This is a genomic window from Streptomyces sp. NPDC087300, assembly GCF_044744425.1.
Taxonomy (GTDB): domain Bacteria; phylum Actinomycetota; class Actinomycetes; order Streptomycetales; family Streptomycetaceae; genus Streptomyces.
This window is the reverse complement of record NZ_JBIUYI010000006.1, coordinates 540028-555013: the sequence shown is the minus strand read 5'-3', so window position 1 is coordinate 555013 and position 14986 is coordinate 540028. Positions and strand designations below refer to the sequence as shown.

Below are 14986 nucleotides of genomic sequence, written 5' to 3'. Positions count from 1 at the left end.
GCCGGGGAGGACTGCGGGCCACATCACACCATGTGTGGATCACTTCGCTGTACGTACGAACTGGCACATCCGATCCCAGCCTGCGGCATGGGGAACCACTCTGAACCGAGCGTTGACGTGGCGTGGGGTGGCGGCGCCTGGCGTTTGCCGTCCCGCGATATTTCTGCCGCCTCCGCCACGGGAGGATGGGGCACGGTCGTCGTGAGTTAAGACGCCCCGGTCCTTCGCCAGGTTCCGGAAGGATCCCAACTGCCCCTGGCCATCACCGAGTACGTACCCATCACGACCGCTGTAACGCTCTGCCGAACAACCTCAGTCGACCGCAATATGCCCTTCCCTGGCACACTTTTCGGCCAAGTTCTCAAGATCGCAAAGAGTTCACTGAATTACCACGGACACCAGGAATCCCGGCAGGACAATGCTGGACATCCCCTCATCAGTGCGTGTACATCTGGAGACATTGCTAGCGGCGCAGAATGACATGGGGGTTTGCGATGCTATCGAGCATTACGCACCGGCCGGAAAGCCGTCAGCCATGAACGCCCCGCACCTTCCGAAAGTGGCCGGAATCGATTCCACAGTTCCGTCACCCGCACACACTGTCGCGCCCAGCGCACCCGTCGCACCGGCCGCGGAGGCCCCTTCCGTCCCCGGCCCACCCGGCGCGGTGATCCAGGACCGGCTCGCCGGCTGGGTCTCCGACCTCACCACGCTGCACGAACTCACCGAGCGCCTGACCCGCACGGCGGGGCTCGACGACGCCCTGCGCGAGCTGCTGCGCGCCGGTGCCGCGCTGGTCGGCGCCCGGCGCGGCCTCGCCGTGCTCGAACCGGCCGACGGGCTCGGCCCCGACACCACGGTCGGCCTCGGCCTCGCGCGCGCCGACCTCGGGCACATCGAGACGGTGCCGCGCGGCGCCACGTCGTACGGCAGGATCCTGGACGCCGTCGACGCCGCGAACCCGCCCGCCGAGATCGCGCAGCCCGATCTGCTCGCCGACGACGCGCTCGACCCGCGCCACCGCGAGGTCGCGGCCCGCCTCGGCTACGCGGCGAGCTACGCGCTGCCGCTCGCCACCGAGGAGGCGGGCCGGATCGGCGCCGTCGTCTGGCTGTACGACGAGCCCGCCGAGCCCCTGGAGCGCCAGCGCCACCTCGTCGGTCTCTACGCGCGCCACGCCACCGAGCACCTGGCGCGCCTCATCGACCTCGACCGGGCCCGCACCACCGTCGACACCCTGCGCGAGGAGCTCATGCCCTCGCGGCTGCCCCGGGTCTCCGGGGTGCAGCTCGCCGCGCGGCACCGCACCGGACCGCGCGGCGGCGGCGACTGGCACGACGCGCTGCCGCTGCCGGACGCCGCGCTCGGACTCGCGGTCGGCTCCGTGACCGGTTCGGGGCCCAGCGCCGTGGCCGCGATGGGACGGCTGCGGGCGAGCCTTCGGGCGTACGCGGTGATGGAGGGCGAGGACCCCGTCGCCGTCCTCTCCGATCTGGAGCTGCTGCTCCGCCTCACCGAGCCCGCCAGATCGGCGACGGCGCTCTTCGCGTACTGCGAGCCCGCCCTGCGCAAGATCGTGCTCGCCGGGGCAGGGCACAGCCCGCCGCTGATCGTCGGCGAGCGGCGCACGGAGTTCGTGGAGACCTCGCTCTCGGCGCCGCTCGGGATGCTCGCCTGCTGGGAGGCGCCCAGCGTGGAGATCAGCCCGGCGCCGGGAGAAACGGTGCTTCTCTACACCGACGGTCTGCTGCACCGCACCGGCGACCCGATGGACCGGGCCTTCGCGCGGCTGCACGCGGCGGCCGCGAGCGTGCCCAAGGGCAGCAGGGACGACCCCGGGGCGATCGCCGACCACGTGCTGCACACGGTGCTGCCCGAGGGGCTGGACGCGGTGGACAGCGACGAGGACGTGGTGATCCTGGCGGCCCGCTTCGAGTAGTCGGAGTGAGGCGCCGGGCACGCGCTGTAAGTGGTCTTCCGCCCCTGGGCCCCCTGCCGTACGGCCGTACGATGGAGGGTGGCCCAGTGTCGTACATAGGAGGCAGACCGTGTCGGACGCTCTCAACCCGGAGACCCCGGAAGAGACCGAAGAAGAGCCGATCAAGCAGCGCAAGAACGGCCTGTACCCGGGCGTTTCCGACGAGCTCGCCGAGAGCATGAAGTCCGGCTGGGCCGACACCGAGCTGCACGACCTGCGGCCGATCGCGCAGGCCGAGAACACCGCCGCCCGCCGCGCCGCGCTCTCCGCGCGCTTCCCCGGCGAGCGCCTGGTGATCCCCGCGGGCAACCTCAAGACCCGCTCGAACGACACCGAGTACGCCTTCCGCGCCTCGGTCGAGTACGCCTACCTGACCGGCAACCAGACCGAGGACGGCGTCCTCGTCATGGAGCCGAAGGACGGCGGGCACGAGGCCACCATCTACCTGCTGCCGCGCTCCGACCGCGAGAACGGCGAGTTCTGGCTGGACGGCCAGGGCGAGCTCTGGGTCGGCCGCCGTCACTCCCTCACCGAGGCCGGGCAGCTCTACGGCATCCCGGCGTCCGACGTGCGCGAGCTGGCCGACGGCCTGCGCGAGGCGACCGGCTCCGTCCGTGTCGTACGCGGGTTCGACGCGGGCATCGAGGCCGCGCTGACCGACAAGGTCACCGCCGAGCGCGACGAGGAGCTGCGCGTCTTCCTCTCCGAGGCCCGTCTGGTCAAGGACGAGTTCGAGATCGGCGAGCTGCAGAAGGCGTGCGACTCGACCGCCCGCGGCTTCGAGGACGTCGTGAAGATCCTCGACAAGGCCGAGGCGACGAGCGAGCGCTACATCGAGGGCACGTTCTTCCTGCGCGCCCGCGTCGAGGGCAACGACATCGGCTACGGCTCGATCTGCGCCGCAGGACCGCACGCCACCACCCTGCACTGGGTGCGCAACGACGGCGCGGTGCGCTCCGGCGAGCTGCTGCTGCTCGACGCCGGTGTGGAGACCCACACGTACTACACCGCGGACGTCACGCGCACGCTGCCGATCAACGGCCGCTTCAGCGAGCTCCAGAAGAAGATCTACGACGCGGTGTACGAGGCCCAGGAGGCCGGGATCGCGGCCGTCAAGCCGGGTGCCAAGTACCGCGACTTCCACGACGCGGCGCAGCGCGTGCTCGCCGAGAAGCTGGTCGAGTGGGGGCTCGTCGAGGGGCCCGTCGAGCGCGTGCTCGAACTCGGTCTGCAGCGCCGCTGGACCCTGCACGGCACCGGCCACATGCTCGGCATGGACGTCCACGACTGCGCCGCCGCGCGCCGTGAGTCGTACGTGGACGGCACCCTTGAGCCCGGCATGTGCCTGACCGTCGAGCCCGGCCTGTACTTCCAGGCGGACGACCTGACGGTGCCCGAGGAGTACCGGGGCATCGGCGTCCGGATCGAGGACGACATCCTCGTCACCGCCGACGGCAACCGGAACCTCTCGGACTCGCTGCCGCGGACGTCGGACGACGTCGAGGCGTGGATGGCGCGCGTCAAGGGCTGAGCCGTTTCTTTACGGCGAAGGGCCGGTCCCGAGGGGACCGGCCCTTCCGCGTTCCCGCCTTCCCTCACCGCTGCGCGCGGCGGGGAAAGCCCAGTGCCACCAGCGCGGTCAGCGCGATGCCCGCCGTCGCGACGAACAGGGCGGTGCGGGCGGCGTCCGCCGTGGCCGCCGCGGAGGCGTGCTCGCCGAGGCCCGCGACGCCGACCAGGACCGCGAGGCCCACCGCGCCGCCGACCTGCTGGGCGGTGGACGCCATGATGAGCAGGAAGGCCCCGAGCAGGGCCGCGCCGGCCGCCGCGGAGAGTACGACGGTCGCCGAGAGCCAGCCCGACTCCGGGCCCTGGACCAGGGCGAAGACCAGGCCGGTGACGCCGAGCGTGGAGGTCAGCGCGCCGGGCAGGTCGATCCTGCGGCCCGCGCGTTCGGCGGTGTCAGGGGCGATCAGGCGGACGGCGGCCACCACCGCGATCAGGGCGAGGGGCACGTTGACGTACAGGACCGAGCGCCACCCGAGGAGCTGGGGCAGCACGCCGCCGAGCAGCGCGCCCACGATGAGGCCGCTGCCGCCCGCGGCGCCCCACACCGAGTAGGCGCGGTTGCGTTCGCGGCCCTCGGCGAAGAGCGTGCCGACGAGGGTGAGGGTGGCGGGGAAGAGGAAGGCGCCGCCGACGCCCTGCACGGCGCGGGCGGCGATCAGCAGGCCGGGCCCGGTGGCGAGGCCGCCGGCCAGCGAGGAGACGCCGTACAGGCTCAGGCCGAGGACGAACGTCCTGCGTGGTCCGAAGAGGTCGCAGGCGCGGCCGCCGAGGAGCAGGAAGCCGCCGAAGGCGACGGCGTAGGCGCTGATCACCCACTGGAGGTGCTGCGCGGAGAAGCCGAGTCCGCCGCCGATCTCGGGGAGCGCGACGTACACGATGTTGTAGTCGACGGAGATGATCAGCTGGGCGAAGGCGAGCAGGGCGAGGGTCGCGGCGCTCGCGGCGGCGCGCCGGGCGGGCGCGGGGGCCGGGGCCGGGACGGCGGCCGGGCCGGTGCCGGCCGCCGTCTCCAGGGTCGTGGTCATCAGTGGGCCGCCCGCTCGTCCTCGCCGGCGACCTTCGCGGTGCTCAGGGCGATGCGGTTCCAGGTGTTGATGGTGAAGATCAGCGCGAGGACGCGGGCCAGCTCCGCCTCGTCGAAGTGCCGGGCGGCCTCGGCGTAGACGTCGTCGGGGACGCCGCCCTGGGCGACCAGGGTGACCGACTCGGTCAGGGCGAGCGCGGCCTGCTCCTTCTCGGTGAAGAAGTGCCGGGCCTCGCGCCACACCCCGATCATGTGCAGGCGCAGCTCGTCCTCGCCGGCCTTGCGGGCGTCGGAGACGTGCATGTGCACGCAGTACGCGCAGCCGTTGACGACCGAGGCGCGGATCTGGATCAGCTCGACGAGGGCCGGGTCGAGGCCGTCGCGGGCGGCGGCGTCGAAGCCGATGAGGGCCTTGAACGCCTTGGGGGCGGCCTGGGCGAAGTTGAGGCGGGGAACGGTGGGCGTCGGGGTGGCGGCGGCGTGGGTGTGGGTGGTGGAGGTGGGGGCGGTCCGAGCGGCGGTCGGGGCGGTCCGAGCGGCGGTCGGGGCGGTCTGAGCGGTCGCGGCGGTCTGCGTGCTGTTCGTCATGAGCATGAACCTATGGCCGCGAAAGACCTCGGGTAGGGTGCGTTGCCATGCCGGATTCCTGGGTCAATTCAGCGGAGCGCATCGGCACCGACCTGCACCTGGACCTGTCGGGGACCGGCAGTCGCAGGGCCGTTCTCATCCGCGCGCTCCGCGACGCCGTACGCGAGGGGCGCCTCGCTCCCGGCACCCGCCTGCCGCCCTACCGCTCGCTCGCCGCGGACCTGGGCCTGGCCCGCAACACCGTCGCCGACGCCTATGCCGAACTCGTCGCCGAGGGCTGGCTGACGGCACGGCAGGGCTCGGGCACCCGGGTCGCCGAGCGGGTCGCGCCGCCCAAGCGCCCACGGCTGCCGAAGCCCGCGCCCGCGCGGCCCGCCGCCCCCGCGTACAACCTGCTCCAGGGCACCCCCGACGCCGCGTCCTTCCCCCGCACGGCCTGGCTCGCGGCCGCCAGGCGCGCGCTCGCCGCCGCGCCCAACGAGGCCTTCGGGCCCGGTGATCCGCGCGGCAGGATCGAGCTGCGCAGGGCGCTCGCCGACTATCTGACACGGGCCCGCGGGGTGCGCGTCGACGCCGAACGGATCGTGGTCTGCTCCGGGTTCGCGCACGCGCTGCGGCTGCTCTTCGGCGGCTCGCGCGGCGCGGGCGGCGGGGTGCTGCGCGGGCCGTTCGCCGTCGAGTCGTACGGCCTCGGCTTCCACCGCGAGATCCTGGAGTCGTCGGGGGTGCGCACGGTGCCGCTGGGCCTCGACGAACAGGGCGCCCGCATCGAGGAGTTGGCCGACGGGGCCCGGGTGCGCGGGGAGGGGCCACGGGTGCGCGGGGTGCTGCTCACGCCCGCACACCAGTTCCCGACCGGCGGCCCGCTGCACGCCTCCCGGCGCGCCGCGGCCGTCGACTGGGCCCGCGCGCACGGCGGGCTGATCCTGGAGGACGACTACGACGGGGAGTTCCGCTACGACCGCGAGCCGGTCGGCGCCGTGCAGGGCCTCGACCCCGAACACGTCGTCTACCTCGGCTCGGTCAGCAAGAGCCTGTCCCCCGCCGTACGCATCGGCTGGCTGGTGCTGCCCGAACAGCTCGTGCCCGCGGTGCTCGCCGCCAAGGGGGAGCGCGAGGCGTGGGCGAGCGTCCTCGACCAGCTCACGCTCGCCGAGTTCATCGCGTCCGGCCAGTACGACCGGCACATCCGCCGGATGCGCCAGCGCTACCGGAGCCGCCGCGACCGGCTCGTCGCCGCGCTCTCCGAGCACGCCCCGCACATCACGGCCACCGGCATCGCGGCCGGACTGCACGCGGTGCTGCGGCTGCCGCCGGGCACCGAGGCGTCCGCCGTCAAGGCCGCCGCCTGGCAGGGGATCGCGCTCGAAGGGCTCGCCCAGTTCCGTCATCCGGCGGCCACGATGCCGACCGCCGACGGCCTCGTCGTCGGCTACTCGACGCCCGCGGAACACGCCTACGGAGCGGCGGTCGACGCCCTGTGCCGGGCGCTGCCGCCGGACGAGCGGTACGAGGGCGGCGCTCCCTGACCGTCGGGGACCACACACGGCGACGCCGACGGACGGTCGCGCGCCCGCGCACGGACCCGGCTCAGGCCGTCATCAGCGGAGCGTCCTCACGCCACTTGAGGGTCTTGTCGAAGCTGATCACCGCGCCGCCCCTGCCCGGCCTGTTGCCGAGGTGGACGTGGTCGGCGAGTTCGCCGATCAGCCACAGGCCCCTGCCGTGCTCGTCCGTGTCGGACGCGGGCGGCCTGGGCGCGGGACGGCCCCGTGTCGCCGACACGGCCGCGGGGACGGCCGCCGCGGGGCTCTGGGCGCCCGGGAAGCCGGGGCCCGAATCGGCCACTTCGATACGGCACTTCTCGCCGTCCAGATACGCGGTGACGCGGTACGCCCCGCTCGTACCCCCGTGCGTGGTGGCGCCGCCGTGCTCCACGGCGTTGGCGCACGCCTCGCTGAGGGCTACCGACAAATCGTAGGAAACGTCCGGATCCACACCCGCCGTGTCCATCGCGCCGATGAGCAGACGACGGGCGAGCGGGACGCTCGCGGCTTCGCGCCGCAAATGGAGAGACCACCAGATGCTCATGCTCCAGCCTCCTGGCCGCGGCTCGACATACCGATACGTATTGCCGCGAGCGCCCGTGGATAAGCGCCCACTTGACGTGATGCCGCCCATACGGCGGACGCGCGCTCCGATCGGCCCGGTGTAGGGAAGCGGAGCGCCCGGCACGCGGCAGAGGGGGCACGGACCCCCGTCCGGTCCCGCCCAAGGACGGCCACAGGGGCACTCATCAGCCGGAACCGGACCTACCGGACCTGCCGTATGCGGCGGGTAAGTCCAGTGCGATGATGGCCCGGCCATGACTGCCCCCCACCAGCGTCAGCCGCGCGCCGGAGCCGATCTCCGGCTGCTCAGGGCCGCGATGTTCGCCGCGGTCTGCGTCGTGCTGTCCGCCGGGGGCCATGTACTCGCTTCCTGCGTCGCCGTCCCGCTGTGGACGCTGGGCGTCGCGTTCGTCGCCGTGCTCGCCGTCACGCTGCCGCTCGCCGGGCGCGAGCGCTCGCTGCCCGGCATCGCCGCGCTGCTCGCGGCGGGCCAGCTCGGTCTGCACGCCCTGTTCGGCCTCGGCCAGCACGGCTCCGCCGCGGCGCTGCCGAACGGCGACGCGTCCCTGGTGGCACGGGCCGCGCGCCTGGTCTGCGGAGCGGGCGCCGCGACGATCAGCCCGGCGCAGGCCCAGCGGATCCTCACCACGGCGGGGCTCCAGCCGGGCGGTACGGGGGCCGCGGCCGGTGTGGACCACACCGCCATGCACCACCACGGGCAGTCGGCCGCGGGAACGGCCGGCACCGCGATGGACCCGATGAGCGGGATGCACGGCATGGGCGGCATGTCACTGCTGCCCTCGCTGCCCATGCTCCTCGCGCACGTCCTCGCCGCCCTCGCCGCGGGCTGGCTGCTGCGCCGCGGCGACGCCGCCCTGTTCCGGCTCGTCCGGCTCTCGGCCGACAGCGCGACCGGGCTCGCCGAAGGGGCGCTCGTCCGTTCGCTGCGCTCCGCCCTCGCGCTCGTACGCGCCCTGCGGGCCGGACTGCCCGGCGCGGAACCGACCGCCGGGCCGCGGGCCGCGCGCACCGCGCCGCGCACACCGGCCGGGCCCCGGACGGTCGCCCTGGAGGACACGGTGATCAGGCGCGGCCCGCCGGCCGCCGCCCAGGACGTCGAACTCGCTGCCTGACGCACCGCACTCCGCACACAGCCCGGAGGGTGCCGTCGGCACGCACGCGCGCGTGCCCGTTCCGGCCGCGCGCACACCTCCTCGCTGTTCACCACCACGGAAAGTGGAGTGCCTCCATGAACGCCAAGTCCCGCATCGCCGCCGCGGCCACCGTCGCCGCCTCCGCCGTGCTCGTCCTCTCCGCGCCCGCCTTCGCGCACGTCAGCGTCTCGCCGGAGGGCGAGGCCGCCAAGGGCGGTTACGCGACGGTCAACTTCAAGGTCCCGAACGAGCAGGACGACGCCTCGACCACCAAGGTCGAGGTCGCCTTCCCCACCGACCACCCGCTGGCCTCCGTGATGACGGAGCCCGTCCCGGGCTGGAACGTGAAGGTCACCAAGAGCAAGCTCGACAAGCCCCTCGAAATCCACGGCGAGAAGATCGACGAGGCCGTCTCCAAGGTCACCTGGACCGCCGACGGCAAGGGCATCCAGCCCGGCACCTTCCAGAAGTTCCCCGTCTCCATGGGCCAGCTGCCCGAGAACGCCGACGAACTGGTCTTCAAGGCCATCCAGACGTACGACAACAAGGACGTCGTCCGCTGGATCGAGCCGCAGCAGAAGGGCCAGGAGGAGCCGGAGCACCCGGCGCCCACCCTCCAGCTGACCGCCGCGTCCGACGAGCACGGCGGCGCGGCCGCCAAGGACGACGCCAAGGCCGGTACCGAGAAGGCCGCGTCCGACGACTCCGACAGCAGCGACACCACGGCCCGGGTGCTCGGCATCGTGGGCATCGTGGTGGGCGCCGCGGGCGTCGCCTTCGGCGTGCTGGCAGGACGTCGCCGCACCACCGCCTGAGCCGTCGGCAGAGCCACCCTTCGGGGTGCACCGGCCCGGCACACGCCTGCCCCGGTGCACCCCGGCCCCCTCACATCTGGGACATTTTCGTATGCGCACGAAGAGCTCGAAGAGCACGAGAAGCACCGCGGGCAACAGCCTCCGCACGGGCCGTGGCAGGACCCTCGCCGCGGCCGCCGTACTGACCGCGGCAGCGCTCACGCTGGCCGCATGCGGCAGCGAAGACAAGCCGACCGCCGACGTCTCGGTGGAGTCCGACTCGGGCAAGGCCGCGACGGTGCTCGACAACCCGTACAAGAAGCCGAACCTCGTCCTGAAGGACGTGAACGGCAAGAAGTACGACCTGCGTAAGGAGACCGAGGGCAAGGCGACCCTGCTCTACTTCGGGTACACGCACTGCCCCGACGCCTGCCCCCTGACGATGGGCAACATCGCGGTCGCCAAGAAGGAACTGGAGAAGTCCGGCCTCTCCAAGGCCGAGCGGGACAAGCTCCGGGTCGTCTTCGTCACCACCGACCCCGACCGCGACACCGCTCCCCGCCTCAAGGAGTGGCTGAACGGTGTGGACAAGGACTTCGTCGGCCTGACCGGCGACTTCGCGACCATCCAGGCCGGGGCCAGCCAGGTCGCCATCAGCGTCGAGCCGACCAAGAAGGACAAGAAGGGCAAGCTCGTCTCGATGCACGGCAAGCAGGTCATCGCGTACTCGCCGAAGACCGACAAGGGATACGTCCTGTACAGCGACGAAGCCACCGCGGCCGACTACACCAGGGATCTCCCCAAGATCATCAAGGGAGAGAACCCGTGAACCACCGCACCACCACCCACCGCCGCGCCCTCGCCGGCGGCGCCATAGCCCTGGTCGCGGCGCTGGCCCTGGCGGGCTGCGGCGACGGCTCCGACTCCAAGGACTCGGCCGACAAGCCCGAGCTCGAGGTCAGCGGGGCCTTCATCCCCGAGCCCACCATGGACGACATGGCGGCGGGCTTCCTGAGGATCGACAACAAGGGCGCGGCCGACAAGCTGACCTCCGCCACCAGTGACATCGCCGGTGACATCACGCTGCACAGCTCCAAGGGCGGCGTGATGAAGGAGCAGGACTCCTTCGACGTGCCCGCCGACGGCGAGCTGGACTTCACCCGCGGCGGCAACCACCTGATGCTCGAAAAGCTGAAGCGCAAGCCGAAGCAGGGCGAGAAGGTGGCCGTCACGCTGCACTTCCAGAAGTCGGACCCCGTCAAGATCGAGGTGCCGGTCAAGGAAGCGACGTACAACCCCGAGCAGCAGGGCGAGTCGGCACACGGCTCGCACAAGTCGCACTGAGGGACGGACCGTTGATGCAGACCATCGCTCCCCGCTCCAGGAATGCTCCCGGCTCCAGGAACGCTCCCGGCTCCGGGACCGCTCGCCGCGCCAGGACCGGGAACACCTTCCGCACCGGAGGCGTGCCGCGTCTCCTGCGGCTCCTCCTGGTGATCGTCGCCGCGACCGGCGCCTTCCTCGCCGGCGCCGCGCCCGCGTCCGCGCACGCCGCGCTGACGGGCAGTGACCCGAAGCAGGGAGCGGTGGTCCCCAAGGCGCCCGACGAGGTGAAGCTGACCTTCTCCGAGAAGGTCGCCATGTCGGACGGCTCGGTGCGGGTGCTCGACCCCTCGGGCAAGCGCGCCGACACCAAGAAGACCACCGACCTGGGTTCCAACACCTACGGCGTGAAGCTCCGTCCCGGCCTGCCCGACGGCACCTTCACCGTCGCCTACCAAGTGGTGTCCGCCGACAGCCATCCGGTCGCGGGCGCCTTCACCTTCTCCATCGGCGCGCCCTCCGACACCAAGGTCGCGCTGCCCGACCAGGAGGCCGGCGGCGGCCTGGTCGGCGTGCTCTACGACATCGCGCGCTACTTCTCGTACGCCGGGTTCATCCTGGTCGTCGGCGGCGCCGCCTTCGTGCTCGGCTGCTGGCCGCGCGGCGCGGGCGTACGCCCCTTGCAGCGCCTGGTGACGTACGGCTGGGTCACGCTGACCGGCGCCACCCTCGTGCTGCTCCTGCTGCGCGCCCCCTACACGGGTTCGGGCAAGCTCGCCGACGCCTTCGACATGGGCAAGCTCGGCGACGTCCTCAACACCAAGACCGGCGCGGCCCTGGTCTCCCGTCTCCTTCTGCTCGCCGCCGCCGCGCTGTTCATCGCGGTGCTCTTCGGCGCGTACGAGAAGCGGACCGACCCCAAGGAGAAGAAGGACCTCACCTTCGGCCTGGCCATCGGCGGCACCGTCGTCGCCATCGGGATCGCGGCGACCTGGGCGATGGCCGAGCACGCCTCGACCGGCATCCAGGCGGGGCTCGCGATGCCCGTCGACGTGCTGCACCTGCTGGCCGTCGCCGCCTGGCTCGGCGGGCTCGCGGCGCTCGTCGTCGCGCTGTACCGCACGCCGTCGGTGGAGGGCGCGGCCGTGCGGCGGTTCTCCCGGGTCGCGTTCACCAGCGTCGTCGTGCTCGCCGCGACCGGGCTCTACCAGTCGTGGCGGCAGGTCGGCTCGTGGTCGGCGCTGACCGGTACGTCGTACGGGCAGTTGCTCCTGGTCAAGGTCGGCCTGGTCGTCGTCCTGGTGGGCGTCGCCTACATCTCGCGGCGGTGGACCGGGCGCATCGCCGCCGAGGCGGGCGGGCTCGCCCCGGAGGCGGCGGCCGCCGTGGTCGTCGAACAGCGCGCCGCGGTCAAACAGGGCACCGCGGTCGAACAGGGCACCGCGGTCGAGCAGCGCGCCGTCGTCGAGCAGCGCGCGGAGAAGCCCGTCACGGTGCCGTCCGGCGGCGCCGACGCACGGCGCTCCGCGCAGCTCGCCCGGCAGCAGGCCGCCATGGCCAGCGCCCGCGAGAAGCGCATCCGCGACGCCGACCCGCACCGCTCGGGGCTGCGCCGCTCGGTGCTCACCGAGGCGGGCATCGCCGTCGTGCTGCTCGCCGTCACCACGATCCTGACGACCACCGAGCCGGGCCGCACGGAGGAGGAGGCCGCCAAGGCCACCTCGGCCGCGGCGGCGCAGCGTTCGGGCCCGCTCAGCGTCAAGGTGCCCTTCGACACGGGCGGCCAGGACGGCAAGGGCACGGTGCAGCTCGACCTCGACCCGGGCCGCACCGGCAGCAACGACCTGCACATCTATGTGAAGCGGCCCAACGGCAGCGCCTTCGACATCCCCGAGGTGAAGGTCTCGTTCACCCTGGCGTCCAAGGACGTCGGACCGCTGCCCGTCGCTCCCGACCACATCGCCACCGGACACTGGAGTGCGAGCGGGGTGCAGATCCCGATGGCGGGCGACTGGAAGATCGCGGTGACCGTACGGACGTCGGACATCGACCAGGTCACCGTGAAGAAGAACGCGCAGATCGGCTGAACGGAACCACCATGGCGGACAACGGGATCTCGCGGCGTCGGCTGCTCGGCACCGCGGGCGCGACCGGCCTCGCGCTCGGCGCGGGGGGCGGCGCGGTCGGCTACGCCGCCGCCTCCTCCGGACCGGGCTCGTCCTCGGACGACGTGTCGAAGGCGGCGCTCGCGTCGCTGGGCACGGACGAGGTCATGTTTCACGGGAAACATCAGCCCGGCATCACCACGCCCACCCAGTCCCGCGGCCATCTCGCCGCCTTCGACCTGGCGGCGGGCGCGGGCCGCAAGGAGGCGGCGGCCCTGCTGCGCCGCTGGTCGGCGACCGCCGCGCGGCTGATGGCGGGCGAGCCCGTGGGCGACGACGACACCGCGGTCGCCCGGGACGCGGGCCCCTCGTCCCTGAGCGTCACGTTCGGTTTCGGCGCCGGCTTCTTCGGGCGTACGGGACTGGAGAAGCAGCGTCCCGACGCCCTCGATCCGCTGCCGAACTTCTCGTCCGACCGGCTGGACAAGGCGCGCAGCAACGGCGACCTGTGGGTGCAGATCGGAGCGAACGACCCGCTCGTCGCCTTCCACGCGCTGCGCGCGATCCAGCGGGACGCGGCCGGGGCGGCGCGCGTGCGCTGGCAGATGAACGGCTTCAACCGCTCGCCCGGCGCCACCGCGCACCCCATGACGACCCGCAATCTGATGGGCCAGGTCGACGGCACCAACAACCCGAAGCCGTCGGACAAGGACTTCGACGAGCGGATCTTCGTGCCCGCCGACGGCGACCCCGCGTGGATGGCGGGCGGCTCCTACGTGGTCGTACGCCGGATCCGGATGCTCCTCGACGACTGGGAGAAGCTCGGCGTCAAGGACCAGGAGGCGGTGATCGGGCGGCACAAGTCGGACGGGTCGCCGCTGACCGGCGGCACCGAGACCACCGAGCCGAAGCTGGAGAAGACGGGCCCCGACGGCACGGTCGTCATCCCCGTCAACGCCCACGCCCGGATCACGCGGCCCGACCAGAACGGCGGAGCCGCGATGCTGCGCCGCCCGTTCTCGTACCACGACGGCTTCGACGACAAGGGCGAGCCGGACGCGGGCCTGCTCTTCGTCTGCTGGCAGGCCGACCCGGTCCGCGGCTTCGTCCCCGTCCAGCGCAAGCTCGACCGGGGCGATGCCTTGTCGGACTTCATCCGGCACGAGGCGAGCGGCCTCTTCGCGGTGCCGGGCGGGGCGGCGAAGGGCGGGTACGTGGGGCAGGAGTTGCTGGAGGGGTGAGCGGCTCCCCTCGGCGGGGCGGGGGCGCGCGTTCCGCCGTGGGGCGCGCGCGTTCCACCGTGGGGCGGGGGTCGCCCTGTGAGACGCATGAGCCAGGCCCCCCACGGGCCATTAGGGTGACGGTATGTCGGCGACGCGCTACACCTATCTCGGCCCCGAAGGCACCTTCACCGAGGCCGCCCTCCGCACGCTGCCCGAAGCGGCCGCCCGGGAACTGGTCCCGATGGTGTCCGTGCCGGCCACGCTCGACGCGGTGCGCAACGGCGAGGCGGCGGCCGCGCTCGTGCCCATCGAGAACTCGGTCGAGGGCGGCGTCACCACCACCGTCGACGAACTCGCCAAGGGCGAGCCGCTGATGATCTACCGCGAGGTGGTCCTGCCGATCGCCTTCGCGCTGCTCGTGCGCCCCGGCACCGCGCTCGCGGACGTCAAGACCGTGACCGGCCACCCGGTGGCCCAGCCCCAGGTGCGCAACTGGCTCGCCGCACACCTGCCCGACGCCCTGTGGGAGTCGGCCGCCTCGAACGCGGACGGCGCGCGGCTCGTCCAGGAGGGCCGCTTCGACGCCGCCTTCGCGGGCGAGTTCGCCGCGGCGACGTACGGCCTGGTGCCGCTGGTCAGCGAGATCCACGACGCGGCGAACGCCGAGACCCGCTTCGTGCTCGTCGGCCGCCCGGCCAGGCCCGCCGCGCCGACGGGCGCCGACAAGACCTCCGTCGTCATCTGGCTCGGCGACGACCACCCCGGTGCGCTGCTCGAACTGCTCCAGGAGTTCGCCGTACGCGGCGTCAACCTGATGCGGATCGAATCGCGGCCCACGGGCCGGGGCATCGGCAACTACTGCTTCTCGGTGGACGCCGAAGGACACATCACGGACCGCAGGGTCGGCGAGGCGCTGATGGGCCTCAAGCGGATCTGCCCCCAGGTGCGCTTCCTCGGCTCGTATCCGCAGGCGGGGGCGGCCCCCGCCGATGTGCGGACGCCGCGGCCCGGCACCACGGACGAGGCGTTCATCGCCGCGTCCGACTGGCTGGCGCGCAGCCAGGACGGCCGTTTCTAGCCAGCCGAGTCCTGTCCTACCTGCACATTTACGCTATCC

The 14986-nt window shown here is 72.7% G+C and carries 13 protein-coding genes; 10 read left to right on the top strand and 3 right to left on the bottom strand.

What is annotated here, in order from left to right:
• Positions 1-418 precede the first annotated feature (418 nt).
• On the top strand, positions 419-1939 hold the full coding sequence (locus ACIO9J_RS27515; protein ID WP_402004971.1) for a PP2C family protein-serine/threonine phosphatase: 1521 nt from the start codon (positions 419-421) through the stop codon (positions 1937-1939).
• 109 nt (positions 1940-2048) lie between these two features.
• Entirely contained in the window at positions 2049-3509 is a 1461-nt protein-coding gene (locus ACIO9J_RS27510) for an aminopeptidase P family protein (RefSeq protein ID WP_402004968.1), read from the top strand.
• 64 nt (positions 3510-3573) lie between these two features.
• Here ACIO9J_RS27510 and ACIO9J_RS27505 read toward each other — a convergent pair whose 3' ends face one another.
• The gene (locus ACIO9J_RS27505) at positions 3574-4572 is read right to left on the bottom strand and encodes an MFS transporter (protein WP_402004965.1); all 999 of its coding nucleotides are present in this window, start codon (positions 4570-4572) and stop codon (positions 3574-3576) included.
• Complete coding sequence (locus ACIO9J_RS27500) at positions 4572-5159, bottom strand: carboxymuconolactone decarboxylase family protein (RefSeq protein ID WP_402004962.1); 588 nt, start codon at positions 5157-5159, stop codon at positions 4572-4574. Before ACIO9J_RS27500 ends, ACIO9J_RS27505 begins: the two co-directional genes overlap by 1 nt.
• A 47-nt stretch (positions 5160-5206) precedes the next feature.
• Between ACIO9J_RS27500 and ACIO9J_RS27495 the strand changes: the two genes are divergently transcribed.
• Positions 5207-6688: a PLP-dependent aminotransferase family protein gene (locus ACIO9J_RS27495; RefSeq protein WP_402004959.1), complete on the top strand. Its 1482-nt coding sequence runs from the start codon at positions 5207-5209 to the stop codon at positions 6686-6688.
• A gap of 61 nt (positions 6689-6749) precedes the next feature.
• Here the strand turns inward: ACIO9J_RS27495 and ACIO9J_RS27490 are convergent, their stop codons facing one another.
• Positions 6750-7250, bottom strand: a complete 501-nt coding sequence (locus tag ACIO9J_RS27490; protein ID WP_402004956.1) for an ATP-binding protein — start codon at positions 7248-7250, stop codon at positions 6750-6752.
• Between the two features lie 274 nt (positions 7251-7524).
• On the opposite strand from ACIO9J_RS27490, the gene ACIO9J_RS27485 reads away from it, so the two are divergent.
• The 7 genes from ACIO9J_RS27485 (at position 7525) to pheA (ending at position 14947) form a co-directional block, all read left to right on the top strand.
• Positions 7525-8403, top strand: coding sequence for a hypothetical protein (locus ACIO9J_RS27485; protein WP_402004954.1), 879 nt, complete (start codon positions 7525-7527; stop codon positions 8401-8403).
• Between the two features lie 116 nt (positions 8404-8519).
• The gene (locus tag ACIO9J_RS27480; RefSeq protein WP_402004951.1) at positions 8520-9239 is read left to right on the top strand and encodes a YcnI family protein; all 720 of its coding nucleotides are present in this window, start codon (positions 8520-8522) and stop codon (positions 9237-9239) included.
• A gap of 91 nt (positions 9240-9330) precedes the next feature.
• A complete protein-coding gene (locus ACIO9J_RS27475) occupies positions 9331-10047 on the top strand; it encodes an SCO family protein (protein ID WP_402004946.1) in 717 nt (238 codons plus the stop codon).
• Complete coding sequence (locus ACIO9J_RS27470; RefSeq protein ID WP_402004943.1) at positions 10044-10562, top strand: copper chaperone PCu(A)C; 519 nt, start codon at positions 10044-10046, stop codon at positions 10560-10562. The genes ACIO9J_RS27475 and ACIO9J_RS27470 overlap by 4 nt, the downstream gene beginning before the upstream one ends.
• 14 nt (positions 10563-10576) lie before the next feature.
• On the top strand, positions 10577-12628 hold the full coding sequence (locus ACIO9J_RS27465; protein WP_402004940.1) for a copper resistance CopC/CopD family protein: 2052 nt from the start codon (positions 10577-10579) through the stop codon (positions 12626-12628).
• A gap of 11 nt (positions 12629-12639) precedes the next feature.
• On the top strand, positions 12640-13887 hold the full coding sequence (efeB, locus tag ACIO9J_RS27460) for an iron uptake transporter deferrochelatase/peroxidase subunit (RefSeq protein WP_402004937.1): 1248 nt from the start codon (positions 12640-12642) through the stop codon (positions 13885-13887).
• A 124-nt stretch (positions 13888-14011) separates the two neighbouring features.
• A complete protein-coding gene (gene pheA / locus ACIO9J_RS27455; RefSeq protein WP_402004934.1) occupies positions 14012-14947 on the top strand; it encodes a prephenate dehydratase in 936 nt (311 codons plus the stop codon).
• Positions 14948-14986 lie beyond the last annotated feature (39 nt).

Bases quoted from the DNA above. Each gene is read 5' to 3' on its own strand.
- ACIO9J_RS27515 (WP_402004971.1), top strand. From the start codon at position 419: ATGCTGGACATCCCCTCATCAGTGCGTGTACATCTGGAGACATTGCTA.
- ACIO9J_RS27505 (WP_402004965.1), bottom strand. From the start codon at position 4,572: ATGACCACGACCCTGGAGACGGCGGCCGGCACCGGCCCGGCCGCCGTC.
- ACIO9J_RS27500 (WP_402004962.1), bottom strand. From the start codon at position 5,159: ATGACGAACAGCACGCAGACCGCCGCGACCGCTCAGACCGCCCCGACC.
- ACIO9J_RS27495 (WP_402004959.1), top strand. From the start codon at position 5,207: ATGCCGGATTCCTGGGTCAATTCAGCGGAGCGCATCGGCACCGACCTG.
- ACIO9J_RS27490 (WP_402004956.1), bottom strand. From the start codon at position 7,250: ATGAGCATCTGGTGGTCTCTCCATTTGCGGCGCGAAGCCGCGAGCGTC.
- ACIO9J_RS27485 (WP_402004954.1), top strand. From the start codon at position 7,525: ATGACTGCCCCCCACCAGCGTCAGCCGCGCGCCGGAGCCGATCTCCGG.
- ACIO9J_RS27480 (WP_402004951.1), top strand. From the start codon at position 8,520: ATGAACGCCAAGTCCCGCATCGCCGCCGCGGCCACCGTCGCCGCCTCC.
- ACIO9J_RS27475 (WP_402004946.1), top strand. From the start codon at position 9,331: ATGCGCACGAAGAGCTCGAAGAGCACGAGAAGCACCGCGGGCAACAGC.
- ACIO9J_RS27465 (WP_402004940.1), top strand. From the start codon at position 10,577: ATGCAGACCATCGCTCCCCGCTCCAGGAATGCTCCCGGCTCCAGGAAC.
- efeB (WP_402004937.1), top strand. From the start codon at position 12,640: ATGGCGGACAACGGGATCTCGCGGCGTCGGCTGCTCGGCACCGCGGGC.
- pheA (WP_402004934.1), top strand. From the start codon at position 14,012: ATGTCGGCGACGCGCTACACCTATCTCGGCCCCGAAGGCACCTTCACC.